Here is a 25,436-nt window from a genome sequence, read left to right as displayed (position 1 = left end):
CGGCTTTTTTATGCCTGCTGTTCCGGAGCCTGACGGGTGCTGGCGCGCACCACCAGCGTAGTGGCAAAAGGCGTCAGCGCCTCACAGGCAGCGGGGTTTTCCAGCTTAGCCACCAGCCAGTTCACGCTGCATTCACCTAGCTGGCGCATATCCTGGCGCACCGTGGTCAGCGGCGGCTGATACCAGGCGCTGTCGGCGGTATCGTCATAGCCCACCACCGACATCCCGGCAGGTACCGCCACGCCAAGCTGGTGCAGCGCCTGCATCGCACCGAGCGCCATCTGATCGTTAGCCACTAACAGCGCCGTAGAGCGTGCCGCATCGTCCAGCTGCATCACCGCGCGGTAGCCCGACTCTGCGCTCCAGTCGCCGCTGAGCTGCTGTGAGGGTGCCAGATCCCGTTCCTTCAGCACCGCCAGCCACGCCTTGCTGCGCGCCTGCGCCGCCACCGAGTCCGCCGGCCCGTTTAATAACGCAATTCGCCGATGCCCCAGTTGCAAAAGATGCTCGGCCCCCTGGCGTGCGCCGGTCTGTGCGCTGAAGCTGCATATCGCCACCGCGGCATCCTCCGCCACATCCAGAAAGATGCAGGGCAGGGACCCCGCCATCTGCTCAATCTGGCTGGCGGCAGAGGCATCAAGCGGGATATTGATTATCAGCGCGTCGACGCGCTGTGCCAGCAGGTCGCTGACCGCCTGGCGTGCGCCGCCGCTGCCCGCCATCGCTATCACCAGGTGGTAATCCAGCTGGCTGGCGCGCTGCTGAATGGCGGAGGCAATCTGCGCCGGAGCCAGCAGCGCGAGGTCGCTGGTGGCGAGGCCGAGCGTGCGCGTATTCTTGCCCGCCAGCTGCTGTGCCACCCGGTTTGGCACATAGTTAAGCGCCTGCATCGCTGCCTCAACCCGCTGGCGGGTTTTTCCGGAGACCTGCTGCGAATGGTTCAGCACTCTGGAGACGGTCTGATACGAGACGCCAGCGGCACGGGCGACATCTTCCAGCGTCACGGAACGGGGTTTCATAGGTCACTCCTGTTTTTGATGGCGCAGTGTAGCAACAAATCGCGCGCGCATCTTTCGCTTTACCGCAGGCGGTTCCGGGGCTGGATCGTTTAGTCGGGGTTTAATCAAAAATCCATCGTCTCTCTATAATGGCCGGGTAGAAGTTCCCTTTGTGGCATGCAATAAGGATATCAAATGTCTGAACAATCTTTATCTCAGGAGCTGGTGATTCGAACACTGCCCAACACGCGTTGGGATGAGTCTGTGGTGGATACCAGCGCTATTGATGCGCTGGAGCAGGGTAAAGTGCTGTTTCTGCCCCAGCTGGCTTTCGCTCTGACAGCCGAAGAACAGATGCTGTTAACGCCGCAGCTGGTCGATGCGAAGCGCAAAAACATCAGCTTTAATCCGCAGACAGATCGGGTTAACGGTGTGGCCGATGACAGCAAACTACCGCAGGTTAAAGCGCTGATGGTGCGTCACTACCAGCACTCTCTGCGGTTGATCGACGGCATACTGCCTGATTACCGCGCGTGGTTACACTCCCCGGCCAACACCCTGCGCCTGCACCCGATTGCCGCGTGGCGCGATGCCACCTCGTGGCGCAAGGACGACAGCCGACTGCACGTCGATGCCTTCCCGTCGCGGCCTAATCACGGCGAGCGTATTTTGCGCATCTTCTCCAATATCCATCCCCACGGTGAAAGCCGCCGCTGGCGGGTGGGGGAACCTTTCCCGGTATTAGCGCAGCGTTTTATCTCACGCCTGAAAGGGTACTCGCCGCTCGGCAGCTGGCTGCAGCAGCGTCTTGGCATCACCAAATCCTACCGTACCCATTACGATCATCTGATGCTGCAGCTGCACGATGCAATGAAAGCTGACCTGCGCTATCAGGAGCAGGGCCCGCAGGTGGCACTGGAACTGCCGGCAGGCAGTAGCTGGATCTGCTTCGCCGATCAAACGCCACATGCGGCGATGAGCGGGCAGTTTATGATGGAGCAGACCTTTTTCCTGCCGGTGGCCGGAATGAGAAATCCACAAAATGCGCCGCTCACGATCCTTGAAAAGCTGCTGCAGCGACCGCTGGTCTGAGTGGCAAAGGGCATCTGCAATGGAGGCCCTTTTTTTTTGCTGCACTTTGATACATAAAAAGACTTTGCAGAAACCCTGTCCCTTTACCATGATAACTGTGACCCCCTCCTCTGGTAATAAACTGGAATACTCTTGCTAAACTTCAGAACTTCACTGCTGCAGGCTATCCAGCACAGTGCGTGGTATCCGAAACGACGTTCCCTGCGGATACTCTTCTGGCGAGAAATCACCCCGCTGGCCGTGCCGATCTTCTTTGAAAACCTCTGCGTTCTGCTGATGGGGGTGCTGAGTACTTTCCTGGTCAGCTGGCTCGGGTCGGAAGCGATGGCCGGAGTCGGGCTGGCGGACAGCTTCAATATCGTGGTGATCTCATTTTTTGCCGCCATCGATCTCGGTACCACCGTGGTGGTGGCTTTTAGCCTTGGCAAGCTGAACCGGGAGAGGGCAGTTGCCGCGGCGCGCCAGTCGCTGATTATTATGACGGGGTTCGCCGTGCTGCTGGCGCTGGCGATTGAGTTTATCGGCCCGCAGATCATCGACCTTATTGCAGGCAAAGCGGAGCCGCAGGTGAAAGCGCTGGCGCTCTCCTATCTGCAGACGACCGCATGGAGCTACCCGGCGGCGGCTATCGCGCTGATCGGCTGCGGCGCGCTGCGCGGCGCCGGGAATACCAAAATCCCGATGCTGATCAACGGCGGCATGAACATCCTCAACATCGTTATCAGCAGCGTGCTGATCTACGGCTGCTTCTCCTGGCACGGTCTGGGGTTTGTCGGGGCGGGACTCGGGCTGACCATTTCACGCTATATCGGGGCCGCTGCCGTGATTTACGTGCTGGTGATTGGCTTCGTCCCGGCGTTGAAAATCTCCCTGAAAAGCTACTTCACCCGGCTCAATCTCAACATCCTGCGCGAAGTGCTCGGTATTGGCGTCCCGGCCAGTATCGAGTCCGTGCTGTTTAACGGCGGCAAGCTGCTGACCCAGGTGTTCGTCGCCGGGATGGGCACCGATGTTATCGCCGGTAACTTTATCGCATTTTCTATCGTCTCCCTGATTAACCTGCCGGGTAACGCGCTGGGTTCTGCTTCCACTATTATCGTCGGCACCCGCCTTGGCCGGGGCCAGCTGGGCCAGCCGGAGCGCCTGCTGCGCTATATATTCTGGCTGTCGACCATTGGGCTGTGCGCGCTGGCGCTGCTGACGGTGCCGTTTGCCGGGCTGCTGGCACAGTTCTACACGCGTGATGAAGAGGTGATCCACGTGGTGAAAATGCTGGTGTGGCTCAACGCCGCGTTTATGCCGTTCTGGGCGGCTTCATGGGTATTGCCCGCCGGATTAAAAGGCGCGCGCGATGCGCGTTACACCATGTGGGTGTCGCTGCTCAGCATGTGGGGCGGACGCATCGTGGCCGGTTACCTGCTGGGGATTGTGCTCGGTTTTGGCGTGGTGGGGATCTGGTTAGGTATGGTGCTGGACTGGATGATCCGCGGCTCCTGCTTCTATCGCCGGCTGGACAGCGGTAAATGGCTGTGGAAATACCGCCCGCTGGTGAAGGAGCCGAAGGATTAGCACAGACTGGCACGTTTTTCCCGGCTGAGGATAGCTAGCTGGCTTGCATTCAAGATATATCATGGATATATTTTATCTCGCAAATGAGAATCATTACTGAAATCAAGCCTGGAGAATCTTCGTGACCGAACAGAGCAAAACCTCGCGGGCGCCACAGCGCGTGCGTAACGAACTGCGTTTCCGCCAGCTGACCGTCACCGGCAAAACCAAAGTGGCCGACAGCTTCTGGCGTATCAACTTTAGCGGCGCCGACCTGAGCGGCTTTACCTCGCCTGGCTTCGACGACCATATCAAAGTGTTTTTCCCCGATGCCAGCGGCGTGCTGAGCCTCCCTGAGGTGACCGAGGACGGCGTGGTGTGGAAAGAGGGGGTGCGCCCGGTATCGCGTGACTACACGCCGCTGTGCTTCGACGGGGAGAAAAATACCCTGACCATCGACTTCTTTATCCACGACGGCGGCGTGGCCAGTGACTGGGCTGAACAGGCTAAAATCGGCGATCCGCTGGCGATCGGTGGCCCACGCGGGTCGCTGGTGGTGCCAGATGATTATGCTTTCCAGCTCTATGTCTGCGACGAAAGCGGCCTGCCCGCCTTTAAGCGCCGCCAGGCCAGCGTCAGGGCGAAGCGCCTGAAGCTGTTTGCCTATGCGGATGAAGCACAGGGCAGGGTATATCTGGATCCCCTGAATGGTATCGATGCCAGCTGGTTCGGGCACGGCTGCATGGATAAAGCGCATCTTGACGCGCTGGTGGCGCAGCTTGACCAACTGGTGCTGCCGCCGGAGGAGTACTTTATCTGGCTGACCGGGGAAGCCGACTTCGTGAAGTCGCTCAGTGACTATTTCATTAACCAGCGCGGCTGCGATGCCACCTTTGTGCGCGCCGTGGCCTACTGGCATCAGAAATAGCATGCGCGTGCCGTTTCCCGCTGCGGAGCCCGGGCAGGGCCGCCGCAAACGCCGTGAGAAGATGCTCGATGCCACCGATATTCGCCTGCTGGTGCTGCATTTTCTCAGCCTCAATCCGGCGCACGGCTACGAGCTGATTAAGGCGATAGAGGAGCTGTCGAAGGGCGAATACACGCCCAGCCCCGGCATTATCTACCCCAATCTCACCCTGCTGGAGGAGATGGAGTGCATCGCGGTGCTGGATGCGCAGGCCACGCGTAAAGCGTACCGGCTGATCGACAAAGGGTTTGAACTGTTACAACAGGAGCAGGCAGCGCTGGAGATCATCGTGCAGCGGCTCTCTTCGATGGCGGTACTGGTGAATAACCGCAGCCTGCCGGACGTGGAGCGTGCGATTCATAATATGAAGACCGCGCTTAATGTGCGCCTGTCGCAGGAGGGGATTTCTCAGGATGCGCTGTACGCGATTATTGATGCGCTGGATGACGCCGCAAAGAAGATTGAGCGCAGTTAAGTTCGCGGCGACCGGAAAAAACAGTCGCCCCCTGCGAAATTTGTCGGGGCCGACCCGCTTTTTCGCTCAGCCCGTTTCCCGGCGAGTGAATGCGCTAAACGATAACGTTTCAGCCAGTGAGCATACGGCGCTGGCAGCACCCAGGAAGGGGGCTTAATGTTGAGTTTTTTCGCCAGCGCATACGTATAGTAAGGGTTAGCCAGATGCACACGGCCAATCATCACCAGGTTCATCTGCTGTTCGGCAATCACGCGCTCTGCCACTTCTGCCACTTCTGCCGTTTCCACACCCCACGAAGAGGCGACCGGCAGTCCGGCACCGCCGAGTGCCAGCGTCAGGTTGTGAACCTTGTGCCACTAATTAGCCAGGCCATCTTCGGCGCTGTACTGGCATATCGGCGGCAGCAGGGAGCGCAGCCAGCGCTAAGCGGGGTTCCTATTGCCGCGCGTATGCCAGGCCAGCATTGTGCTGAAGCCGGCAATTGTTATCTTTTTTCATGAGAAGCTAAAACCATTTCTATCAGATTGATAATCATTGGAGAGCTGGTTTTTTTGTGCCATACAATACCGACTTCCAGCACCGGCGGCGATGAGAGAAGCTCAAGATAAACTACCCCTGTTCGGGCTAAATGACGTAACGATAACGGGACTAAGGCCATTCCCATTCCTGAGGCAACCAGACTAATAATTGTCTGCATCTGGATTGCATGTTGAATAATATCTGGTTTGGCACCATGGAAAGCATAATAGCTGGTCACTAAAGCATGAAAACCAGGTGCCAGATGCTGCGGGAATATGATTAATGGTGAGTGAATCACTGAGCTTGGGCAAATTTTATTATTTATGATTCGTAGGTGTTTGTCATTTAACCATGAGAGAGGAACAGCCGCGATTAAGGGTTCTGACAGGATTTTTCGATAATTTAGTGCTGCAGGGAGTGTACCATTCAGAGGGGCGATGATAATTCCGGCATCCATTTTTTCATCTAAAATCGCCATTAATTGAATGTCGCTAGTGGCTTCCGTCAATCTGAGTTCAACTTCCGGATAACTCTGTCGGAAATTTCTTACCAAACCAGGTAAAATACTATAGTCAACGGGGCTAATAAAAGAGAGGTTTAACCGGCCTGACTCGCCATTTCGTAACCTGTCGGCAATTTCAGATAATGAATTTACACCGGACAATGCATCCTTCACATGAATCAGCCACTGTTCACCAAAGGATGTTAGGCTGACGTTTCTTTTGGTTCTGATGAAAAGGGCACCCCCCAACTCTTTTTCCAGCACCATTATCGACTGACTCAAGGGGGGCTGCGTCATATTCAGTTTTTCAGCGGCCTTACCAAAGTGAAGTGTTTCGGCTAGGGTAACAAAATGTTTCAACCTTCTGATGTCCATGTCTAATATCCCTGGCGACTTAATGACTATCGCATAATATATTTCACCTTACTGTTTGTCGAATTTAATATAAAGGAACTTAATTCTTCAGAGTATCTTGAAATGTATCGTTCACGTACATCTACTCACGGTCGTAATATGGCAGGTGCCAGAGCCCTCTGGCGTGCAACAGGTATGACCGACAATGATTTCAACAAGCCCATCATTGCGGTAGTGAACTCTTTTACCCAGTTTGTTCCCGGACACGTTCATCTAAAAGATCTTGGGCAACTTGTGGCGAGAGAGATTGAAACAGCAGGTGGGGTAGCCAAAGAGTTCAACACCATTGCGGTTGATGACGGTATCGCAATGGGGCATGGCGGTATGCTCTACAGCCTGCCCTCTCGCGACCTGATAGCGGATAGCGTGGAGTATATGGTGAATGCTCACTGTGCCGATGCCATGGTATGCATTTCAAACTGCGACAAAATCACCCTGGTATGTTGATGGCGGCGCTCAGAATTAATATCCCAGTGATTTTCGTTTCAGGGGGGCCGATGGAGTCAGGAAAGTTGACCCTACGCGGTGAAAAACGGGCTTTTGACTTAATCGATGCGATGGTGGTAGCCGGTGACGATAGTATGACGGATGAGGAAGTTAACGCAGTTGAAAATGTTGCCTGCCCAACCTGCGGATCTTGTTCGGGAATGTTTACCGCCAACTCAATGAATTGCCTGACTGAAGCTATGGGACTTGCCTTGCCTGGCAATGGTTCCATGCTGGCAACGCATGTCCTGCGTAAATCGCTGTTTATTGATTCAGGTAAGAAAATTGTTGAAATGTGCCATCGGTACTATGAACAGCATGATACCAGCATACTACCGCGTTCTATTGCCAGTATTAAAGCGTTTGAAAATGCAATGACGCTAGATATCGCAATGGGGGGATCCACGAATACCGTGCTGCATCTGCTGGCTGCCGCCTGGGAGGGCGGTGTGAATTTTACTATGGCAGATATAGACAGGCTATCACGCAACGTACCGGTGCTGTGTAAGGTCGCTCCTGCAGTTGAGAATGTGCATATGGAAGATGTGCATCGTGCAGGTGGCGTGATGGCGCTTATGGCGGAACTAAACCGGGCGGGGCTGATACATACCGATATCCCAACTGTTCACACGGCTACCCTTAAACAGACTCTGATGGAATGGGATATCAAAACCACCCTTTCTGAAAGCATCAGGCAATTCTATCGTGCTGCACCTGGTGGTGTGCGCACTACCGTCGCTTTTAGCCAGAATAATTACTATCCCGCTCTTGATACCAATCGCCAGGATGGATGTATCCGCCATGTTGACCACGCCTTTGCACACGATGGCGGTCTTGCTGTGTTGTTCGGCAATATTGCTGCGGAGGGATGCATCGTTAAAACCGCTAGTGTATATGCCGGAATGTTAAGTTTTACCGGCACGGCGCGGGTATTTGAGGGACAGGATGAGGCAGTGGAAGGGATTCTCTCCGGCAAAGTGCAGGCGGGAGACGTTGTGGTGATTCGCTATGAAGGCCCGCGCGGCGGACCGGGCATGCAGGAGATGCTCTACCCAACCAGCTATCTGAAGTCAAAAGGTCTTAATAAAGTCTGCGCGCTGATCACAGATGGTCGTTTTTCCGGCGGCTCATCGGGTTTATCTATTGGGCATGTTTCGCCTGAAGCTGCCGAGGGCGGCAATATCGCCCTGATTGAAGATGGCGACCTGATTGAAATTGATATCCCGCGTCGCGTTATCCATCTTAAGTTAGCTGAGCACGAGCTTGAACAGCGTCGGCGGACAATGCTGGATGGTGGCAAAGCCGCATGGAAACCCGTACTGCGTAAACGTCACGTTTCGGCAGCATTACGCGCCTATGCAGCACTGACCACCAGTGCCTCACGTGGAGCTGTACGCAGTGTGGAGGAAGAGGAATGATAAAATCCATTGCGACTATGGATACTGCCAGCGTTCATGCCGGTCGCCATCCAGCAGAGCAGCACGGTTTCGTCAATCCGGCGATACACCGTGGGTCGACTGTATTGGCGCCGACGGTGGATGACCTGCTGAATTATCGGCAACCGTTTATTTACGGCCGCATGGGCAACCCTACCACCGCAGCCTTGAAAGAAACCTTGCGTGTCTTGGATCACAGCGCGGAAGTGCTACTTTTTCCATCCGGCTTGGCGGCTATTGCCACTGCGCTGCTATCAAGTCTGGATCCGGGGGCCTGATAATCTCCATAAGAAAGAGCTGGCGTTGCTGTTACCTGAATTGGCACAGAACGGCGATCAATGGAGCCAGCAGTGCCAAGTGTACTGAAATTGACTATAAGCCATTTTTAAAGAAGGTATGTCCCTGACTGAACTGTTTAAATTTAATTTGGATAGTGCAGAGACGCTGCCCAGGTCGCGATTCAAACTGTGATAGCAAAAAGCCCGCTCAGGTTTCCTGAGCGGGCTTCTCAAATATGGCTCCTCTGACTGGACTCGAACCAGTGACATACGGATTAACAGTCCGCCGTTCTACCGACTGAACTACAGAGGAATTGTTGGAACGGGGCGCATCATATCCAGCAGGGCGGGTGATGTCAAAGGCTGATTTCACGCTTTTGGTTCGACTGCTGAATAAAACAGCATGTTGTGTGGGGGCGGCCGCTTTTTTCGGCAAATATCCGGCATTTGCGCTGCCCGCTGCAACTTCCGGCTGGTGTTGCAGTAGCGTTGCACTCTTTTTCGTCAGCGCGATCACGTTTGTTTCATTTTCATATTGTGAAGCCCGTTAATGGAATATACATTCCAATCACATTGTACGTTTGTTCCATTTCCACCCTGCACAAGGACCCACCATGCAAAAAGTCAGAATTGGATTGATCGGTACCGGCTATATCGGGCGCTGCCATGCCATTGCCTATTCGCAGGCGCCGACGGTATTTAACCTCAAGGGTGAACTGGTGCGCGAGATGCTGGCAGAGGTCAATCCAGAGCTGGCCGCCGCCCAGGCCGCAACGCTGGGTTTCAGCCGCTCAACCGGTGACTGGCGCGAGCTGGTGGCGGATGAAAATATCGACGTGGTGGATATCTGTGCCCCGAACTTCCTGCATAAAGAGATGGCGCTGGAAGCGATCCGTCACGGTAAGCATGTTTATTCCGAAAAGCCGCTGGCGCTGAATGTGGCGGACGCCGAAGAGATGGTGCGCGCCGCGGAAAAAGCCGGAGTGAAAACCCTGGTTGGCTTTAACTATATGAAAAATCCGACCAGCCAGCTGGCGCGTGAAATTATTGAGCGCGGCGAAATTGGCGAGGTAGTGCATTTTTACGGCACCCATAACGAAGATTATCTGGCAAACCCGAATACGCCGCTCGACTGGCACTGCCAGAAAGCGCTGGCGGGGCTGGGCGCGCTGGGCGATCTGGCGGCGCATATCGTCAATATGGCGCACTTCCTCGTCGGCAATATCGATGAAGTCAGCGGCGATATGATGACGGTAATCAAACAGCGCCCGGACGCGAAAAATCCGTCCCAGCAGCGCGAGGTGGAAAACGAAGACCAGGCCAGCGCGCTGCTGCGTTTTGCCAACGGTGCGCACGGCGTGATTGAAACCTCACGCATCGCCTGCGGCAGCAAAATGGGCCTGACCTATGTGGTCACCGGCACCAAAGGAAGCATTCGCTACACCCAGGAGCGCATGGCGGAGCTGGAGCTGTATATTCACGACGAACCGGCAGGGCGCCAGGGCTTCAAGACTATCCTTACCGGCCCGGCGCACCCGGACTATGCGGCATTCTGCATCTCTGCCGGGCACGGCATCGGCTTTAACGACCAGAAAACCGTTGAAGTACGTGACCTGATCAACGGCATCGCCGCTAACGATCGCATGTGGCCGGACTTTGCCGAAGGGTTGCAGGTATCAAAAGTGCTGGAAGCTATCGCCATCTCCGCTGCCGAAGGGCGCTGGATGAAAGTGTAAGTGAATGGCCGGTGTGCCCGGCCTGATTTATCCCGCATCACTATCCCCGCAGCCTTAAGCGTTTAATTCGCCCGCCATTAATTGTATGATAATAAGACTCATTTACGATGAAATGGCCAAGATGAAAAAATCCTTCTCCTTCCCGCTGCTGTGCGCAGCGTTGATTATTGCTGCCCTGGTGATGGTGGTCGCAGTGCGCAGCTGCTCTACGCAGCATAAAGAACCCCCCCCGGTTAGCACCGCAAACCAGGCAACGACCACAGCAGCTCAGGGCTGGCCGCGCACGCTGCAGACGCCAAAAGGGCCACTGACCCTGCAACAGGCGCCCAAGCGCATTGTCTCAACCAGCGTCACGATTACCGGCACGCTGCTGGCGATTAACGCGCCGCTGGTCGGCTCCGGCGGCACCAGCCGCAACAGCACCGTCTCTGACGATCAGGGTTTTTTTAAGCAGTGGAGCGCGGCGGCAAAAAAGGTCGATCTCAAACCCTTGTATATCAGCGAACCCAATGCTGAAGCGATTGCCGCTGCGGCGCCCGATCTGATTGTGATTGCCGCCACCGGTGGGGATTCGGCACTGAAGCTGTACGACCAGCTTGCCGCCATTGCGCCGACGCTGGTGATTGATTACGGCGATAAGAGCTGGCAGCAGCTGGCACAGCAGCTAGGGCAAATCACCGGCCATGAGCAGGACGCCGCTGCAGCGATCGGCCAGTTTGAGCAGCGGGTGCAGGCGGTGAAGCAGGCAATAACGTTGCCGCCGCAGCCGGTTTCCGCGCTGGTCTACTACGAAGACGGACGAGGGGTGAATCTGTGGACCCCGGCTTCCGCTCAGGGCAAACTGCTGGGCGAGCTGGGCTTCGCGCTGGCCATGCCGCCTGAAGAGGTTCACGGCGGCACCAGCATGGGTAAGCGTAACGACATTATCCAGCTGTCGGGGGAGAATATGGCGGCGGGGCTGACCGGGAAAACGCTGCTGCTGTTCGCGGCGGATACTGACACGGTGACGCGCGTGCGCGCCAATCCGTTCCTGGAACATCTGGAGCCGGTCAGCGCGCAGCGCGTGTATGCGATGGGGCCGGATACTTTCCGCCTGGATTACTACAGCGCCAGCAATATGCTTAACAGCATTGAGCGCCAGTTCACCACGCATTAATACTGTGCGGGTCGACCCCTACGAGGGTTTTGCAGGGGCCGATTATCTTTTTCGGTCGGCCCTTACCCGCAGGCGCAAGGCATGCCTTGCGCGGATTTTCCCTCTCACGTTGCTACGGGTTGGCAACCGGCTCTGCGATTTCCGGTTCTTGCGTAGCCAGCGTACTGCGGCGCAGCGTGCCGACACAGGCCGCCAGCACCAGCGCCACCCCAGCCGCCGCCGCGCCAAACGACAGCACTCCCACCAATGGCGTAAACAGTTTGCCCAGCACCCCTAATCCCAATGCCCCGACAGAATCCCCGGTGACGTCCTGCGCGCTGCCCAGACTATTGACGCGGCCCAGCAGAGGGTCCGGCGTATGGTGCTGGATCAGCATATATTGCAGTAAGGATGCGATGGCGTTGCAGTAGCCGTAAACCACCAGCGCCAGCAGCGCGGGCAGGAAATGGCTGTAAAGACCAAGCGAGGCGATGGCGAGGAATGCACAGGTGGCGCTGACCAGCACCAGGATGCCCGGGCGGCGATGGCGCGGCACCCAGCCGCTGGTAAAGGCTCCAATCATCGCCCCCAGCGGCACGGCTGAGTACATCAGGCCAATCGCCGACGCATCCGCGTGATAGCTGATTGCCAGCGCCGGGAACAGAATACGCACCGCACCGACAATACTGATCAGCATCCCCAGCAGCACCACCGAACCGACCACCTTCTGACGGCAGACAAACTGCACGCCGCTGACCATCGCACGCAGCGGATGTTCCGGCTCCTGCGTTTCCGGCTTCATCGACGGCAGGCGCACCAGCGGGATCAGGGTCGCCAGCGTGCCCACAGCCGCCACGGCAAATGCCCAGCCCACACCGCCCGCCACGATAATCACGCCGCCAATCGCCGGGGAAAGAATGGCCCCGAGACGCACGGTTACCATGCTCAGCGCGCCGGCAGCGCCGAGGTTTTCGCGCCCGACCAGCAGCGGGATCACCGCCATCAGCGCGGTCATCCCCAGCGCGCCGAAGAAGCCATCCCAGAAGGCCAGCAGGTAGAGCGCCCACAGGGAAGGGGAGGCGCTAAAGGCGTTAAGGCTGAGGAACACAAAGCCAATACCGCAGGTGCCGCGCGCAAACAGGATCAGCTTACGGCGATCCAGGCGGTCAGCGAGAATGCCGCCCAGCATCAGGCCGATAAACATCCCTACGCCGTCCAGCGTCACCGCCACGCCAACCTGTAGCGTTGAGCCGGTCATCGCCTGGATCTGGATCGGGACGCCGACGGCCAGCATGCCGAGGGCAAACACCGACAGCATACGGGCGCAGAAGATGGCGCGAAAATGCGCGTTATTTTTCAGCAGGCTGAAATCAAGCAGGATGGAGGGCTTAGCCATAATTTTCCATTTTGGTTGACTGAAGTTTTGAGGCGAAGGTTGCCGATGTTTTTCTGGCGGGCGCATGGTAACATATTTGATTAATAACGTTAATGATAATAATACTCATATTCATTTGCATATGAGCAGGGGGTTTGGGGATGTCGTTGCAACAGGCTCGGGCTCGGCCGGCCACGGGCGTCGCGCTACCGCGTGGCATAACGCGCAGCGGCGGTGTGCTGCTCTGCCTGATTTTACTGATGGCGATAGCCGCCATCAGCCTGATGTTGGGCGCGAAATCGATCCCCGCGCAGGGGGTCTGGCACAGCCTGAGCGGGCAGCTCAATGATGCTGACAGCACGATCGTGCTCAACGCCCGCCTGCCGCGCACGCTCGCCGGTATTCTGGTCGGAATGGCGCTGGGCGCGGCGGGGGCGGTGATCCAGGCGCTGACGCGTAATCCGCTGGCGGACCCGGGTATCCTCGGCGTAAACGCCGGGGCCAGCTTTGCGCTGGCCGTCGGCATAACCCTGTTCGGGGTCAACGGTATGGCGGGCTGGCTCGGCTTCGCCTGGGCTGGCGCGCTGGCGGCCAGCGTGGTGGTGTGGACGATAGGTTCGCTGAGCGGCGGGCGCGTCAACCCGATCCGCCTGACGCTGGCCGGGGTGGCGCTCAGCGCGGTGCTCAGCGGGCTGACCTCTTCGCTGTCGCTGCTCAACCCGCAGACGCTCGACCAGCTGCGCTTCTGGCAGGCCGGTACGCTGGATATCCGATCGCTGCATAATCTGCTGCTGGTCACCCCGGCCATCCTGGTGGGTGGGGTGCTGGCGCTGGTGGCGGCACGCTCGCTCAACAGTCTTAGCATGGGGGAAGAGATGGCGGCGGCGCTCGGCACGCGGGTTGTGCTGGTGCGCGTGGTGGCGCTGCTGGCGGTGATGCTGCTGTGTGGATCCTCCACCGCGCTGGTCGGGCCGATTGGCTTTGTCGGCCTGATGGTGCCGCACGTGGCGCGCTGGTGGGTGGGGGCCGATCAGCGCTGGGTGCTGATTTACTCCTCGCTGATGGCGCCTATCCTGCTGCTGTCGGCCGATATCCTCGGGCGCTTTATGGCGGCGGGGGAGCTGCGCGTGTCAATCGTTACGGCGCTGATCGGCGCGCCGGTGCTGATCTGGCTGGTTCGCCAGCGCAGGTATTAAGGAGAACAGGATGCAGAGCCGTACTTTACTGATTGGCCGCGCAGAGGGCTGGCTGAACCTCAAGCTATCCGCGCGCACGCTGTGGGTCAATCTGAGCGTAATCCTGCTCTGCCTGCTGCTGGCGCTGTTTGCCCTGTGCTACGGCACGCTGCGCATCGCTCCGCTGCAGGTGTGGCAGGCGCTGCAGGGCGAAGGGCCGCAGGGATTGATGACGGTGGTCGGCCAGTGGCGCGCGCCGCGCGTGGTGCTGGCGCTGGTGCTCGGCGCGGGGTTGGGCGTCAGCGGGGCGATATTTCAGTCGGCGATCCGCAACCCGCTCGGCAGCCCGGACGTGGTCGGTTTTAACACCGGAGCCTACACCGGCGCGCTGGTGACGATTATCCTGCTCGGCGGCGGCTACTATCAGGTTGCCGCCGGGGCGCTGGTCGGCGGCGTCGCCTCTGCCGCTCTGGTCTACCTGCTGGCGTGGCGTCAGGGCATTAGCGGCTTCCGCCTGATTATTGTCGGCATTGGCATTGGCGCCGTGCTGTCGGCGTTAAACAGCTGGCTGATTATCAGCGCCTCGCTGGAGAGTGCGATGAGCGCCGCGCTGTGGGGGGCGGGCTCGCTCAACGGGATCACCTGGGCCAAAGGCCAGCCCGCGCTGCTGCTGGTGCCGTTAACGGTTTGCGCCGCGCTGCTGCTCGGCCGCCGCCTGCAGCTGATGGAGATGGGTGATGACAGCGCGCGTGCGCTGGGCGTCAACGCGGAATCAAGCCGCCTGTGGCTGATGCTGTGCGGGATTATCCTTACCGCGATTGCCACCGCCAGCGCCGGACCAATTGCATTTATTGCGCTGGCCGCGCCGCAGATCGCCCGTCGCCTGATCGTGGCCAGCGCCGTTCCGCTATTCTCTGCCGCCACCAGCGGCGCACTGTTATTGCTGGCGGCGGATATCATCGCCCAGCACGCCTTCAGCGGGATACAGCTGCCGGTCGGCGCCGTCACCGTCAGCATCGGTGGGCTGTATCTCATCGGGTTGCTTATCAGGGAGTCACGACGTTAATCATGGAACCTTCCACCTCGCGTTTACAGGCTTCAGCACTGACGCTGGCCTACGATCAAAAGACCATTGCGCGCGATCTCAGCGTCGGGATCCCCGACCGCCAGTTCACGGTGATCATCGGCCCCAACGCCTGCGGCAAGTCGACGCTGCTGCGCGCTTTGTGCCGCCTGCTGAAGCCGCGTAACGGCCAGGTGCTGCTCGACGGTCAGGATATCCACCGGATGGGCACCAAAGCGCTGGCGCGCCAGCTCGGCCTGCTGCCGCAGCACGCCATCGTGCCGGAGGGGATCAGCGTTGCTGACCTGGTGGCGCGCGGGCGCTATCCGCACCAGAGTCTGTTAAAGCAGTGGAGCGAGGCCGACCGCCAGGCGGTGGATGCCGCCATGCAGGCGACTAACGTCAGTGAGCTGGCCGCGCGCAGCGTGGATGCCCTGTCCGGCGGCCAGCGCCAGCGCGTGTGGGTGGCAATGGTGCTGGCGCAGCAAACCCCGCTGCTGCTGCTGGATGAGCCGACCACCTGGCTGGATATTGCCCACCAGATTGAGCTGCTGGATCTGTTCCGCCAGCTGAATCAGGAGCACGGGCATACGCTGGTGGCGGTGCTGCACGACCTGAACCAGGCCTGCCGCTATGCCGACCATCTGATCGTGATGAAAGAGGGGGCGATTATTGCCCAGGGTAAGCCCGCTGAGATTATCAGCGCGCCGCTGGTGCAGCAGGTGTTTGGCATGAGCAGCGTGATTATCAACGATCCGGTGTCACATACCCCGATGATCGTCCCGTGCGGGCGCTATCATCAGCCTGGATAAATAAAAAAGGGGCGAGGCACGCCTCGCTCATAATCTAAGTGGTTAACTCATTCGTCACCGAAAGCGCCGGAATAACGTGCTGCGGATCGCGTTCAATAGCACGCAGCAAGGCTTTGGCCGGACCGGTAGGTTCTCTACGGCCCTGCTCCCAGTTCTTTAAGGTATCGACACTGACTGAGATTAGCCTGGCAAAGCCACTTTGCGACAGGCCGGAAGCGGTTCTGATCGCTTTTACCTGAAGTGCAATCACATTCGTCTCGCGCGCAGGCTGGCGTGAACCTTCAGCAATTTCATTCATCTGGGCCATACTTTCTTTCAGACGACCAAATAATTTCTTATCCATTACCACCCCTCATTAAGTGCTCTTAGCTGCTGCTTTTCGTCCATGCTTAAATCATCCTGGACACCTTTTTTGTATATAAGTAGCAGTCTGATCTGAGATGCAGACACTTTGTAAAAATAAATAACCCGGACACCGCCACGTTTTCCTTTGCCACAGGCAGACCATCTGATTTTTCGTAAGCCGCCAGTATGCGGAATCACATCACCCCACCCTGGGTTACTGGCCAGAAATTGTTGAAACTCCCGGTAGTCATCATCGGTGAGCAGTTCTTTAACGTCCTCAGTGAAAATATCAGTTTCAATAAATAGCATATCCATACGCCATTGGCTTACAATTGAGTCCATGTTATCCTGACGCAGCCTGTCAGTCAATGGCGTACAGAGATTGAAAAATCGGGCGATACCGGAGTATCGCCCGTGGTCTATTTCGTAGGGGCGAGGCACGCCTCGCCCGTGATTCTACGCCAGGTGCTGGCACGCCTTCATCAGCCTGTCCAGCAGCGGCCCCAGCGTCACCAGCGTTTCCGGTGACAGGATATCCATATGCTCGCAGGCCAGCTCATGGACTTTCAGCTGTGCGATATACGGCGCCCAGCTTTCACGCACATCCATGCCCTGCGGCAGCGTTTTGCTGGCGACAAACAGCGTGGCTTCCCCGTCAAAGCGCGGGCTGCTGGCGGAGGCCAGGCGCAGCACGGCATCTTTGTAGTTGGCCACAATGGTGCTGAACATCGCCGCTTTCTCCGCCAGCAGCAGCGCATCGTCGTCGGTGGCTGCCATAAACTCGGCCTCCTCCCGCGCCACTTCCTCACGCGCATCCTCTTCTGACGGGCTGGTCCAGTCCTGGCCTTCCGGCGGATAAGTATCCAGCAGGCCAAGGAATTTCACCGCTTCCCCCTGCTGCTGCAGGCGTGCGGCGATGCCGTGGGCAAGGGTGCCGCCGAGCGAGTAGCCAAGCAGGTGGTACGGCCCCTGCGGCTGCACGCTGCGGATGGTCGCCAGGTGGCGCTCGCACATCTCATCGACGCTGTCACAGGCGGCAATCACCCCATCCGGGCGCGGCGACTGCAGGCCAATAATCGGGAATGCGCCCGCCAGGTGGCGCATCATGCCGGAATACTGCCAGGCAAAGCCGGACGCTGGATGGATGCAGAACAGCGCCGGTCCCTGACCGCTGCGCAACGGCAGGCTTTCACCGTTGGCGCGGCTATCAGTGCCATCGCCGGAGGCAGCATCATCCAGCAGACGCGCCATCTTCTCAACGCTGCGCGCTGCCATAATCTGGCCGATAGAGAGTGGATGCGCCAGCGTGCGGCGCAGTTCGGCCGCCAGGCGCATCGCCAGCAGCGAATGCCCGCCGAGCGCGAAGAAGTCGCCGTCGGCAGAGACCGTTTCCAGCTCCAGCAGGCGGGCGAACAGCTGCGCCAGCAGCGTCTCGTGCGGCCCATCAGGCTGACGACCACCGGCCTGCGGGGCCTGCGGTGACGGCAGGGCTTTGCGGTCCAGCTTGCCGTTGGCGCTGAGCGGGAAGCTATCGGTCAGTACATAGCTGACCGGCAGCATATGCGCCGGCAGCCGCAGCGAGAGCTGCTGGTGCACTTCTGCCGTCTCCAGCACGCTGCCGGGCTGCGCGATGAGCCAGGCGACCAGCTGGCGCGCATCGGCCCCAGCGGCGGCCACATTGCCGAGCTCGCGGGCGGCCACCACGCTCTGCGCGACCCCCGGTAAGGTCAGCAGCGCCTGTTCGATTTCGCCCAGCTCAATGCGCTGACCGCGAATTTTCAGCTGGTCATCGCTGCGGCCCAGATACTCAACCGCGCCACTCTCCAGCCAGCGCGCGATATCGCCGGTGCGGTACATGCGTTCACCGGCGGCAAACGGGTCGGCGACAAAGCGCTGCGAGGTCAGATCGGCGCGGTACAGGTAGCCTTCTGCCAGCTGCGCGCCGCACAGGTAGAGATCGCCCGCCACACCGAGCGGCACCGGGCGCAGCAGCGCGTCCAGAATGCGCAGCTCGGTGTTCCATACCGGGTAGCCGATCGGCACGCCAGCACCCTGACATGCGGCGAGATCCCTGCCGGATGCCGGATGATAGGTGACATCTACCGCCGCTTCGGTCGGGCCGTACAGATTGTGCAGCGGTGCCGCGATCAGCGCCTGATAGCTGGCTGCAAGGTCGCACGACAGCGCTTCACCGCTGCAGAATACGCGCTGCAGGCTGTGGCAGCCCTTATCCGCACCTGAACGCTGCTCCAGCGCGCTGACCCAGGCGGCCAGCATCGACGGCACAAAGTGCATCGTGGTGACCGCATAGTCCTCAATCAGCTGCACCAGCGCTTCCGGATCGCGATGCGCTTCCGGCGGGGCCATCAGCAGCTGTGAACCCACCATCAGCGGCCAGAAGAACTCCCACACCGACACGTCGAAGCTGCACGGCGTTTTCTGCAATACCACGTCAGCGGCACTCATCGGATAGGTATCCTGCATCCACCACAGGCGGTTAACGATCGCCTGCTGCCCGACCACCACGCCTTTGGGGCGCCCGGTAGAGCCGGAGGTATACAGCACGTAGGCCGGGTGGCTGCTGTCAGGCTGCGGCAGCGCATGCCGTGGCTGCTGATGCTCGTCGGCCAGCTGGTCAAAGGTCAGCAGCGTGCCGAGCGGGGCGAAACGGTCCTGCAAAGCACTTTCAGTGATGATCAGGCGCGGGCGCGCATCCTCAACCATGTAGCCGAGGCGCTCATCCGGGTAGCCGGTATCCAGCGGCAGCCAGGCGGCACCGGCCTGCAAGATGGCGGTCAGCGCCAGGCTGAGGCGCACCGAGCGCGGCAGGGCCACGGCGACGATATCACCCGGCTGCACGCCAGCGTCAATCAGGCGATCCGCCAGCAGGCGCGCCTGCTGCTGCATCTGGCGATAGCTCAGACGATGGTCGGCATCCATCAGTGCCAGCGCGTCCGGCGTGCGCGCAACCTGCTGCGCAATGGCCCCCTGCAGGGTGCCCGCCGCCAGCGGATACGCGGTGTTATTGATATTCGCGATCAGCGCCCGTTCGTCCGGGGTTTGCAGCTGCCAGCGTGCCAGCGGCAGGTCCGGCTGCGCGACCAGTTGGGATAACAGCATCAGCAGGCGGGAAGCAAAGCGCTCTGGCTGCTGCAACGCATCGCGGTACTCCAGCAGCAGATGCAGGCGCTCGCCCGGCAGCACCAGCAGCGTCAGCGGATAGTGGGTGTAGCCACGGTTGCTGATAGCGTCGCAGCGCAGGCCGTCGTGGCTCTGCAGCAGTTCGGCGTTATCCGGGTAGTTCTCGACCACCAGCAGGGTATCAAACAGCGTGCCGCTGCCCGCCAGCTGCTGGATCTCCCCCAGCCCCAGATCGTCATGCTCAATCAGCTGGATCTGCTGCGCCTGATGGTCGGCGAGCTGTGCCAGCAGCGGGCGCTGGCTGTCGAAGCGCAGGCGCACCGGCAGGGTGTTGCTAAACAGGCCGACGTGCTGCTCCTGGCCCTCAATCTGACCAAAGCGCCCGGAAACCGGCGAGCCGAATACCACGTCCTGATGACCGCTTTCGATGCTCAGCAGCAGTGCCCAGATGCCCTGCATCACGCTGTTTAGCGTCAGACCACGCTCGCGGCATAGCGCCATCAGGCCCTGTTCCACCTCTGGGGCCAGCGTCAGATCCCTGTCGTGCACCGGGCCGTCGTGCGGTTCATTGCCGAACAGCAGGGTCGGGCGCACGTCCTGCAATACCTGCTGCCACAGCTGGCGCGAGGCGTCGGCATCGCGCGCTGCCAGCTGGCGCACAATGGTGGCGTAGCTGAAACGGTGCGGCGTCAGCGCCTGCGGGCCGTGGTTCAGCGCGCTGAACAGATCGCGCAGGATCACCGGCGTTGACCAGCCGTCGACCACCAGATGATGCGCATTGAGCATCAGGGTGAAGCGCGCAGCGTCGCCGTGCTGCACCAGCAGCGCGTGTAACATCACCGGCTGGGCGAACAGATCGCGCGCCAGCTCGCGTTTCTCCAGTGCCAGCAGCGCTTCAGCCTCTTCGGCGGCGGTCAGTTCAGGCAGTGCATGGCGATCCAGCGCCCAGTATTGCCGGTTGGGCTGCATCAGTGGGATCAGCTGTAACGGCAGCAGGGCCTGTTCACTATCAAAGCGCGCCGCCAGCTGCGGATGATGGCGCACCACCGCATCCAGCGCCGCCTGCAGCCGCTGCTCATCGAGCGGGCCGCTGAAGCTCAGGCGCGTCAGCGAGTTATAGCTGCCGCTGCTGTCGGCGGTCTGGGCGTGGAACAGCAATCCTTTCTGTAGCGGCAGCAGCGGCAGCACGGCAGCCAGCGGGCCGTGACGCTGCGACAGGGCCAGCAGGTCCTGCTGGCTGACGCCGTCAATCGCCACCTCCGCCGCCACCAGCGTGTCAGCCGCCTGCTGCGGATGGCGCCGGGCGAAATCGCTCAGCCCGTCAGCGGCCTGGGCCATCGCGCTGTGCAGTGCATCAATATCCGCTTCGCTGAAGACGTCGTGCAGCCAGCCCCAGTTGATCGCCAGGCGCGGCTCGTTGGCGGTCTCATCAACGAAGATGTTGACCTCGAGCGCGTGCAGCTGCGGCATGTCGGCATCCTGATGCACGGCAAAGGCATCGCGGAAATGTTTGCGCGTACGCTGCGGCGTCCAAAGTCCATCCCCGGCGCTGAAACGGCCCAGGTAGTTAAACAGCACCTCCGGCGCGTGCTGCTGCGCCAGGGCTTGCAGCTGCGGCGCACGCACCGCGTCGAGATAGCAGAGCTGGCCGAAGCCAATTCCGCGATCCGGCACGGCGCGCAGCACGCTTTTCACCGCGCGCAGCGCATCGCGCAGGCAGCCCGTTTCCCCTTCATCCAGCGTCACCAGCAGCGGATATTCGGCGGTCAGCCAGCCGACGGTACGCGCCAGATCGTGCTCACCGTCCAGCCCGGCACGGCCGTGGGATTCCAGAGTGTAGCGCAGTTGCGTGGCATTAAAGCGGGCGAGCAGCGCCAGCGACAGGGCGCACAGCAGGGTCTCTTCCACGCTGGCGCGATACTGCTGCGGCAGGCGGTTAAGCAGCGCGGCGGTTTGCTCTGCGCTCAGCAGGGTGCGCTTCTCTTTCATCGCGCGGTGGCAATCCTGCGGCAGCAGCGCACGCCGGCCGAGCCGGGGCACCGGCTGCTGCAGCATGCTCTGCCAGAATGGCAGTTCAGCGGCACGCTTTGCCACGCCGCGTTGCACGCTGGCGGACCAGTCGTGCAGCGAGGTCTCTTCGGCGGGCAGTGCCAGCGGCGCTCCGCTGAGTGCAGCCTCACTCGCCTGGCGCAGCTCATCGAGCAGCACGCGCCACGAGACGCCATCAACCACCAGGTGATGGATCGCCAGCACCAGGCCAAAGGCGTGCTGATGATGCTGCAACAGCACCGCCTGCATCATCATGCCGCAGGCAGGGTCAAGGCGGGTAACGGCGGCGTCAAAGGCTTCCTCGGCGCAGGCTTCGGGCGCGTGGTGCAGGATCTGGCTGCTGACGCGTGCTAAACCGGCAGCAGGGGAGGGTTCACCGACAATCAGCTGACCGTCGCGGGTAAAGGCAGCCAGCGCCGGGTGCGCCACGCTGAGCGCATGCAGCGCCTGTTCCAGCTGGGCAGCCTGCAGTTCAGCCGGCACCCGCAGGAACACGCCGTGGGCAAAGCGCTGGTTAATGCCGCCGTGCTGGTTAAACCAGTGCAGGATTGGCAGACCCGTTACCGGCCCCTGCTGCGCCACGCGATTGACCGCCACGCCGGAGCTTAGCGGCTGCATGCTGCTGGCCATGCGCGCCGGAGTACGCTGGGCGAAAATATCGCGCGGGCGCAGCAGCCAGCCCGCCCGGCGGGCGGCGGTGCCCAGGCCCATGGCGGAGATACTGTCGCCGCCGAGCGCGAAAAAGTCATCGTCGGCGCCGACGCGCTCCATGCCTAACAGGTCGGCGACGGCCTGGCAGATCAGCGTTTCCTGCGGCGTCTGCGCATCGCGCCCCGGGGTAAAGGCCATCTGCTGCGGCGCGGGCAGCGCCTGGCGGTCGATTTTACCGTTAACGTTAAGCGGTAGCTCTTCCATCACTATCAGGATCGCCGGCACCATGTAGTCGGGCAGGGTGATGGCCAGTTTGCCCAGCAGCCTGGTTGAAATCTGCGGATCGGCGCGCAGCGCGGCGTCACCGACCGAGCAGTAGCCGATCAGACGGTTGGTCGCCCCAATCGGCTGAGCGATTACCACGGCGGTGCTGACCTCCTCCAGCGCTACCAGCGCGTTCTCAACCTCCCCCAGCTCAATGCGGAAGCCGCGCACTTTAATCTGATGGTCAGTGCGGCCGATAAACGCCAGCTGGCCGTCGCTGCGCCAGCGCATCAGGTCTCCGCTACGGTACATCACTTCCCCCTCCAGGAACGGGTTAGCGACAAAGCGCGCGGCGGTCAGGTCCGGGCGGCGCAGGTAGCCACGGGCGATACCGCTGCCGGAAATATAGAGCTCGCCGGGGCAGCCGACCGGCACCGGGCGCAGCTGGTTATCCAGCAGCCACACCCGGGTATTGCCGACCGGGCGGCCAATCACCGGCTGATCGGAGACCATCACGCTGGCGCCGAGGGTATCGATGGTGTATTCCGACGGGCCGTAATAGTTAACGATCTCCAGCTCCGGGTGCTGCTGCATCAGCTTCCACAGCGTTGGCGTGGCGGCTTCACCGCCGATCATCACAAACGCCGGGCGATGATTTTCCGGCTCGAACAGCCCGGCGTCGATCATCTGCGAGAAGAAGGACGGGGTGATATCCAGCAGATCGACCGGCACCTGCTTCATCTTCTGCAGCAGTGCCCAGGCATCGCGGCGCAGCTCTTCATCGAAGATATGCAGCTCGCAGCCCATCATCATGCAGAACAGCGGTTCCCATGACGAGTCGAACGAGAACGAGGCGGTGTGGCCGCTGCGCATGCGGCGCGTACTGGCGGCGGTGAATTTCTCTATCGCCGGACCGAACAGGTTGCTCTGGTGCGACAGAAACAGGTTCAGCAGCCCGGCGTGGGTGCTCATCACCCCTTTCGGACGCCCGGTAGAGCCGGAGGTGTAGATCATATAAGCCAGATGATCACCGCGCTGGGCGACGCGGCGCTCGTCATCGCACACCGGGCTGGCGGGGTGCGCATCGCACGCGGCGCGCACGGCGGCATCATCGATGCACAGGTAAGCGCCAGGCGGCATTTGCGCCAGCGTGCTGCTGTGGGTAAGCAGCAGCTGCGGCTGCGCGTCGTCGCACATCAGCGCCAGGCGTTCGCGCGGATAGTCGAGGTCGAGCGGCATATAGGCCGCGCCGCTCGCCAGCACGCCGAAGATCGCCACCAGCGAATCGACCGAGCGCGGAATGCCAATCGCCACCACGTCTTCCGCCCCAAGGCCGCGGGCGATCAGCTCCCGCGCCAGCTGCATCGCGCGCGCCGAAAGCTGGCCATAGGTCAGGCGCATCTCACCGCAGACAACCGCAATGGCGTCCGGCTGCCGATCGACCTGACGCTGAAGCATCGCCAGAATCGACACCTCACCCGCTTGAGGCGTGACGCTGATGCCCTGCGACCAGCTGGCGAGATGCTGCTGCTCATCGTGGCCCATCAGCGCCAGCGCCGCCAGCGGCAGCTGCGGTTGCTGCGCCAGCTGCTCTGCCATAAAGGCAATGCGCTCGCCGTGCCACGCCAGCAGTTGGCGGTCATATTTTTCCGCATTGGCGACCAGCGTCAGCTGAAGCTGGCCCTGCTGGAAGCCGATCTCGAATTCCAGATCGTCCACCGGCCCCATCGCCAGCGTGTGCGTTACCGCCGGGATGCCGTCAAATTCCAGCGGGTCGTGATAAACCTTCAGGTTGATCACCGGACCATACAGCGGCTGGCTGCTGCCGACCAGGCCGAGATCGCGCCGCAGCTGCTCCGCTTCATAGCGCTGGTGGCGGCGCACCTGCCCGATCTCCGCCTGCACCCGCTGACCGATCTCGGCCAGCGTCATCGCATCGTTGAGCGCCAGCTGCAGCGGCAGTACGTTGACCACCGGGCCAGTAGCGGCCAGCGCGGCCGACCCCATCCGGCGCATAAACGGGAAGCCAATGCTCAGGCGGTTTTCGCCGCTGATGCGCGCCAGATAAGCGGTGAGCAGGGCGCAGGCGATCTCCGCCGGGGCGCTCTGCTGCAGGCCGGGCTGCTGCGCCAGCTTGGTGAACAGGGTGGTGGGAAGCGTGACCTGCTGCTTGAGCGGCGCACCATCGCCCTCAGGCGTGAACTGTTCGGCGGAGAGCGAGATAGCCGCCGGGAAAGCCTGAGTGTGCTGCTGCCAGAACAGCGCCGCCCGCTGGCAGGCGGGGGAGTGCTGCCAGGCCTGATATTCGGCCACCACTTCACCAAAGGAAATGAACGGCGAGGGGGCTGGCGTCTGCTGCTGACGCAGCGCCTGGTACACCGCCGCCACGCGCCGGGTCAGCGCTTCGAAGCTAAAGCCGTCGAGCATCAGATGGTGATAGCGCTGGTACCAGAACCAGCGATCGTCGCTGACGCGGATCATCAGCTGACGGTACAGCGGGCGCTCGCCGTCGGCGGGCAGGTCGGCGGCCAGGTCGGACTGCATCAGGCTGAGCGCAGCCTGCGCACCGTCAGCACGCTGGCTGAAGTCGAGCCATTCAACGGGCTGCACCTGCTGCGCTGAGCAGGCGTTGGGCAGCCGCTGCACGGCACTGCCGTCGGCGGCGAGGCCGAACTTAGCCTGAACGGTGTCGGCTTCCGCCATCGCCTGGCGGATAGCCGCGTCCAGCGCGGTGCGGTCGATATCACCATGCAGCTCGCTGTAGTGGGCGACGGCAAAGGTATTCCCTTTGGTCGCGATCTGATCGGCGATCCAGATGCCGGGCTGCGCGGCTACCAGCGGATATTCACTATAGCTGGCCTGCACGACGGGCGTAATTTGAGCTTCTGACACGGGAGCGATTCCTGTCGATAAATGAAAAATCCATCATTAACATTCAGCGCCGACCGAAAAAAGGGTCGGCCCCTGTGTTGTAT

The 25,436-nt window shown here is 60.5% G+C and carries 17 protein-coding genes, 1 tRNA gene and 2 pseudogenes; 12 read left to right on the top strand and 8 right to left on the bottom strand.

Annotated elements, in window-relative coordinates:
* Positions 1 to 8: 8 nt before the first annotated feature.
* A complete protein-coding gene (locus tag QLG07_RS18755) occupies positions 9 to 1,019 on the bottom strand; it encodes a LacI family DNA-binding transcriptional regulator (protein WP_282469887.1) in 1,011 nt (336 codons plus the stop codon).
* A gap of 174 nt (positions 1,020 to 1,193) precedes the next feature.
* Here QLG07_RS18755 and QLG07_RS18750 point away from each other — a divergent pair, with 174 nt between their 5' ends.
* The 4 genes from QLG07_RS18750 (at position 1,194) to QLG07_RS18735 (ending at position 5,080) form a co-directional block, all read left to right on the top strand.
* Positions 1,194 to 2,090: a Kdo hydroxylase family protein gene (locus tag QLG07_RS18750; protein ID WP_282469886.1), complete on the top strand. Its 897-nt coding sequence runs from the start codon at positions 1,194 to 1,196 to the stop codon at positions 2,088 to 2,090.
* Positions 2,091 to 2,222: 132 nt separating this feature from the next.
* Positions 2,223 to 3,659, top strand: a complete 1,437-nt coding sequence (locus QLG07_RS18745; protein WP_099753283.1) for an EmmdR/YeeO family multidrug/toxin efflux MATE transporter — start codon at positions 2,223 to 2,225, stop codon at positions 3,657 to 3,659.
* Positions 3,660 to 3,780: 121 nt separating this feature from the next.
* Positions 3,781 to 4,566, top strand: coding sequence for a siderophore-interacting protein (locus QLG07_RS18740; protein ID WP_282469885.1), 786 nt, complete (start codon positions 3,781 to 3,783; stop codon positions 4,564 to 4,566).
* Between the two features lies 1 nt (position 4,567).
* Positions 4,568 to 5,080, top strand: a complete 513-nt coding sequence (locus tag QLG07_RS18735) for a PadR family transcriptional regulator (protein ID WP_282469884.1) — start codon at positions 4,568 to 4,570, stop codon at positions 5,078 to 5,080.
* A gap of 95 nt (positions 5,081 to 5,175) precedes the next feature.
* On the opposite strand, the pseudogene QLG07_RS24230 reads toward QLG07_RS18735, so the two are convergent.
* Positions 5,176 to 5,394, bottom strand: a pseudogene (locus QLG07_RS24230) (NADH:flavin oxidoreductase/NADH oxidase); the annotation flags it as partial.
* 170 nt (positions 5,395 to 5,564) lie between these two features.
* Positions 5,565 to 6,476, bottom strand: coding sequence for a LysR family transcriptional regulator (locus tag QLG07_RS18725; RefSeq protein WP_282469882.1), 912 nt, complete (start codon positions 6,474 to 6,476; stop codon positions 5,565 to 5,567).
* A 102-nt stretch (positions 6,477 to 6,578) separates the two neighbouring features.
* On the opposite strand from QLG07_RS18725, the pseudogene ilvD reads away from it, so the two are divergent.
* A pseudogene (gene ilvD / locus QLG07_RS18720) lies at positions 6,579 to 8,419 on the top strand (dihydroxy-acid dehydratase).
* Positions 8,416 to 8,715, top strand: a complete 300-nt coding sequence (locus QLG07_RS18715; RefSeq protein WP_187497901.1) for a PLP-dependent transferase — start codon at positions 8,416 to 8,418, stop codon at positions 8,713 to 8,715. Before ilvD ends, QLG07_RS18715 begins: the two are co-directional and overlap by 4 nt.
* A gap of 237 nt (positions 8,716 to 8,952) precedes the next feature.
* Here QLG07_RS18715 and QLG07_RS18710 read toward each other — a convergent pair.
* Positions 8,953 to 9,028: transfer RNA gene (locus tag QLG07_RS18710), tRNA-Asn, on the bottom strand.
* 40 nt (positions 9,029 to 9,068) lie between these two features.
* On the opposite strand from QLG07_RS18710, the gene QLG07_RS18705 reads away from it, so the two are divergent.
* The 3 genes from QLG07_RS18705 (at position 9,069) to fepB (ending at position 11,607) form a co-directional block, all read left to right on the top strand.
* A complete protein-coding gene (locus QLG07_RS18705) occupies positions 9,069 to 9,266 on the top strand; it encodes a hypothetical protein (RefSeq protein ID WP_282469881.1) in 198 nt (65 codons plus the stop codon).
* A gap of 63 nt (positions 9,267 to 9,329) precedes the next feature.
* Complete coding sequence (locus tag QLG07_RS18700) at positions 9,330 to 10,451, top strand: Gfo/Idh/MocA family oxidoreductase (RefSeq protein WP_282469880.1); 1,122 nt, start codon at positions 9,330 to 9,332, stop codon at positions 10,449 to 10,451.
* Positions 10,452 to 10,563: 112 nt separating this feature from the next.
* Positions 10,564 to 11,607, top strand: coding sequence for a Fe2+-enterobactin ABC transporter substrate-binding protein (gene fepB / locus QLG07_RS18695; protein ID WP_282469879.1), 1,044 nt, complete (start codon positions 10,564 to 10,566; stop codon positions 11,605 to 11,607).
* Between the two features lie 112 nt (positions 11,608 to 11,719).
* Here fepB and entS read toward each other — a convergent pair whose 3' ends face one another.
* Entirely contained in the window at positions 11,720 to 12,982 is a 1,263-nt protein-coding gene (entS, locus tag QLG07_RS18690; RefSeq protein ID WP_048915690.1) for an enterobactin transporter EntS, read from the bottom strand.
* A gap of 140 nt (positions 12,983 to 13,122) precedes the next feature.
* Here entS and fepD point away from each other — a divergent pair, with 140 nt between their 5' ends.
* Genes fepD through QLG07_RS18675 form a run of 3 tightly spaced genes read left to right on the top strand, consistent with a single transcriptional unit; the run spans position 13,123 to position 16,011 of the window.
* Positions 13,123 to 14,157 carry a Fe(3+)-siderophore ABC transporter permease gene (fepD, locus tag QLG07_RS18685; protein WP_282469878.1) on the top strand — a complete coding sequence of 345 codons (1,035 nt, stop codon included), beginning with the start codon at positions 13,123 to 13,125 and terminating at the stop codon, positions 14,155 to 14,157.
* Positions 14,158 to 14,167: 10 nt separating this feature from the next.
* Positions 14,168 to 15,202, top strand: a complete 1,035-nt coding sequence (fepG, locus tag QLG07_RS18680; RefSeq protein ID WP_282469877.1) for an iron-enterobactin ABC transporter permease — start codon at positions 14,168 to 14,170, stop codon at positions 15,200 to 15,202.
* A gap of 2 nt (positions 15,203 to 15,204) precedes the next feature.
* Positions 15,205 to 16,011: an ABC transporter ATP-binding protein gene (locus QLG07_RS18675; protein ID WP_187499201.1), complete on the top strand. Its 807-nt coding sequence runs from the start codon at positions 15,205 to 15,207 to the stop codon at positions 16,009 to 16,011.
* 34 nt (positions 16,012 to 16,045) lie between these two features.
* On the opposite strand, the gene nadS is transcribed toward QLG07_RS18675, so the two are convergent.
* The 3 genes from nadS to QLG07_RS18660 all read right to left on the bottom strand — a co-directional run bounded on the left by nadS (position 16,046) and on the right by QLG07_RS18660 (position 25,353).
* Entirely contained in the window at positions 16,046 to 16,354 is a 309-nt protein-coding gene (gene nadS / locus QLG07_RS18670; RefSeq protein ID WP_187499067.1) for a NadS family protein, read from the bottom strand.
* On the bottom strand, positions 16,354 to 16,665 hold the full coding sequence (locus QLG07_RS18665) for a type II toxin-antitoxin system RelE/ParE family toxin (protein WP_187499069.1): 312 nt from the start codon (positions 16,663 to 16,665) through the stop codon (positions 16,354 to 16,356). The genes nadS and QLG07_RS18665 overlap by 1 nt, the downstream gene beginning before the upstream one ends.
* Before the next feature lie 147 nt (positions 16,666 to 16,812).
* On the bottom strand, positions 16,813 to 25,353 hold the full coding sequence (locus QLG07_RS18660) for a non-ribosomal peptide synthetase (protein ID WP_282469876.1): 8,541 nt from the start codon (positions 25,351 to 25,353) through the stop codon (positions 16,813 to 16,815).
* Positions 25,354 to 25,436: the final 83 nt, after the last annotated feature.

The organism is Erwinia sp. V90_4 (assembly GCF_029967685.1).
GTDB lineage: Bacteria > Pseudomonadota > Gammaproteobacteria > Enterobacterales > Enterobacteriaceae > Erwinia > Erwinia aphidicola.
The sequence above is the reverse complement of the archived record's forward strand: the minus strand, read 5'-3'. Positions and strand labels throughout refer to the sequence as shown.

Coding starts and splice junctions, on each gene's coding strand:
- QLG07_RS18755 (WP_282469887.1), bottom strand. CDS start 1,019: ATGAAACCCCGTTCCGTGACGCTGGAAGATGTCGCCCGTGCCGCTGGC.
- QLG07_RS18750 (WP_282469886.1), top strand. CDS start 1,194: ATGTCTGAACAATCTTTATCTCAGGAGCTGGTGATTCGAACACTGCCC.
- QLG07_RS18735 (WP_282469884.1), top strand. CDS start 4,568: ATGCGCGTGCCGTTTCCCGCTGCGGAGCCCGGGCAGGGCCGCCGCAAA.
- QLG07_RS18725 (WP_282469882.1), bottom strand. CDS start 6,476: ATGGACATCAGAAGGTTGAAACATTTTGTTACCCTAGCCGAAACACTT.
- QLG07_RS18715 (WP_187497901.1), top strand. CDS start 8,416: ATGATAAAATCCATTGCGACTATGGATACTGCCAGCGTTCATGCCGGT.
- QLG07_RS18705 (WP_282469881.1), top strand. CDS start 9,069: ATGTCAAAGGCTGATTTCACGCTTTTGGTTCGACTGCTGAATAAAACA.
- QLG07_RS18700 (WP_282469880.1), top strand. CDS start 9,330: ATGCAAAAAGTCAGAATTGGATTGATCGGTACCGGCTATATCGGGCGC.
- fepB (WP_282469879.1), top strand. CDS start 10,564: ATGGCCAAGATGAAAAAATCCTTCTCCTTCCCGCTGCTGTGCGCAGCG.
- entS (WP_048915690.1), bottom strand. CDS start 12,982: ATGGCTAAGCCCTCCATCCTGCTTGATTTCAGCCTGCTGAAAAATAAC.
- fepD (WP_282469878.1), top strand. CDS start 13,123: ATGTCGTTGCAACAGGCTCGGGCTCGGCCGGCCACGGGCGTCGCGCTA.
- fepG (WP_282469877.1), top strand. CDS start 14,168: ATGCAGAGCCGTACTTTACTGATTGGCCGCGCAGAGGGCTGGCTGAAC.
- QLG07_RS18675 (WP_187499201.1), top strand. CDS start 15,205: ATGGAACCTTCCACCTCGCGTTTACAGGCTTCAGCACTGACGCTGGCC.
- nadS (WP_187499067.1), bottom strand. CDS start 16,354: ATGGATAAGAAATTATTTGGTCGTCTGAAAGAAAGTATGGCCCAGATG.
- QLG07_RS18665 (WP_187499069.1), bottom strand. CDS start 16,665: ATGCTATTTATTGAAACTGATATTTTCACTGAGGACGTTAAAGAACTG.